This window comes from Nitrospirota bacterium (genome assembly GCA_040756155.1).
Taxonomy (GTDB): domain Bacteria; phylum Nitrospirota; class Thermodesulfovibrionia; order JACRGW01; family JBFLZU01; genus JBFLZU01.
Genome location: JBFLZU010000090.1, coordinates 1 through 2038, shown reverse-complemented (window position 1 = coordinate 2038; position 2038 = coordinate 1). Strand labels below are relative to the sequence as shown.

Genomic DNA, 2038 nt, shown 5'->3' with positions numbered 1-2038 from the left:
TTCGGCTCTAACACAATCGTACCTGGAACTACAGGGACAAGTTTTTATCCTGTATCTTCCTATGCTGGCATGTCACAGAAGGCAGTTGGGAGGGATGTATATAACATGGAGTATACTGCTTATGTAAGTAACAGACTTGCCAGCACAACAAGCCCACAGGTTCAGTATCATGTTATAGCCTTTGTTTCAAAATCTACAGATTCTAAATTGTCCTCTTCGTTCGATCCAAACGAAGGTAAGATTACATGTGGTGGGGATGATGTCTGTGCAGAGGTAAGTGGTCTTGAGATACAGATTTCAAAATACAAAGAGACACTGAAAAAGATGGAAGAAATAGGAAATGCCTTCCAGTCTTATTTCAACACCCTTTATCTTGATGATACAAACCATGATGTGAATATTGACAGATTTGCAAAGACTGATAGAAATGGGGCATCTGCCCCTACAAAATGGGATACTAACAGTCAACTGTTTAACTCATGCACGGTAGCAGATGACTGTATTGCAACGCTGGCTGATATAAATGCCATAACGGCCCTTAAATTTAACCCTGAGCAGGCAAAGGATGCATGGGGTAAGGAATTCAAGGTGGATAATGGTTCATCCTCTACAAGAAATCCTGATAATGGAGAGCCTTCACCTTATTCTGTCAGGATTTTAACTACTACCCCATGGGGTGAGCAGATAGTAAAGACATTCTTTGGGGTTTATTGATGAAGGTAAAGAGAAAAGAGGTACTGAGTTTTTTTGACCATGTAAGCGATCTTATAAGTGTTGGTATAACAATAAGGGAGGCGATAAAGACTTTTAAATGTAAAAACAAAGAGATGAGAACTGTAGTGGAGATTATTAAAGATAATATGGATAGTGGATATAGTTTTTCTATGTCTCTGAAGAAAACCGATATTTTCCCTCCCTCTGTTATTGTTACCATAAAGGCAGGAGAGGATTCTGGTCATATCGAAGAATCCCTAAAAAGGATAAGAGAAAAATATGAGGAAGAAGGGAGGTTTGTATCAGAGATTAAAAAGGCTATCCTTATGCCCCTGATAAACATAGTGGCATCCTCTGGATTGATGATGCTACTTATCTTCAAGACAATCCCAACCATTGCAGAGACATTGAGGTCTTTAGGTAACATACCACCTATAACACAAACGCTTTTTAATATTACTATTTTTCTTAAAGAAAACCTTTTACTCATTATTATGGGAGTTTTCGGATTCTCTTGGTATATGGTTTATACGCTCAAAGAGAGTAAGCCTGATTTTCTGTATGATACCCCTCTTGTAGGTAAACTGATAAAAAGTTCTTTTATTTCCAGCCTTTTCTCCCAGCTTGAAATGATGGTAAAAGGGGGGATATCGATCACGGATGCGATTAAGGTAATCGAATCCTCACAGGAGGGACTTCCTAAAAAACAGGTATCAAATATTTTGCTAAACTTATCAGAAGGTAAGCACCTTGATGAATCACTATCTACTGAATTTTTCCCTGAGGATTTAATTCAAAAAGTCAGAGTTATCCGAGAAACAGGCAAGTATGAAGAGATATTTTCAAGGATTGCATCAACATATAAGAAGAAAGCAGAAGATCAGGCAAAAAAGATAACTACCTTAATAGAACCTGCGAGTATTTTTATAGTAGGTATAGTAGTCTTTACCTTGATGGTCTCAGTATTTTTACCCATGGCTACTTTGGGGACTGGCATTTCCCAGAATTTGACATCCTCCCATCCCTGAAGGAGATAGGTTTTCATGGCGGGTTTTCTTATTAAAGTAATATTGTATTGTAATGGCAAAGGGGTAAATATGCTTAAAAGCGTTTTTATAATAATACTTATTTTTTCCTCCTCTTGTGGAACTCTCTCGATGTCAAGCAGGGAGGAAATGCTTGAGAAGAAAAAGAGCATTGAAATGTTGGAGTCTGGTGCAATGTTTACAAATTTAAAAGAGGAAAAGAGATCTATAGAAAAAGCTCTTACAATAGCAGAAGATTCTAAGGCAACTATGACGTTTGCTAAAGATAACTATCAAAA

Annotated in this window: 3 protein-coding genes; all 3 read left to right on the top strand. The window is 37.4% G+C overall.

From position 1 onward, the window contains the following. A partial coding sequence (locus AB1488_08805; GenBank protein ID MEW6410189.1) for a hypothetical protein occupies positions 1-714 on the top strand: 714 nt, incomplete at its 5' end. Further along, positions 714-1742, top strand: a complete 1029-nt coding sequence (locus tag AB1488_08800; GenBank protein ID MEW6410188.1) for a type II secretion system F family protein — start codon at positions 714-716, stop codon at positions 1740-1742. The genes AB1488_08805 and AB1488_08800, both read left to right, overlap by 1 nt. Positions 1743-1757: 15 nt before the next feature. Continuing rightward, the coding region (locus AB1488_08795) for a hypothetical protein (protein ID MEW6410187.1) at positions 1758-2038 on the top strand (281 nt) is incomplete at its 3' end.

What these genes read in the sequence shown, in the direction of transcription:
- AB1488_08800 (MEW6410188.1), top strand. Translation starts at nt 714, where the DNA reads ATGAAGGTAAAGAGAAAAGAGGTACTGAGTTTTTTTGACCATGTAAGC.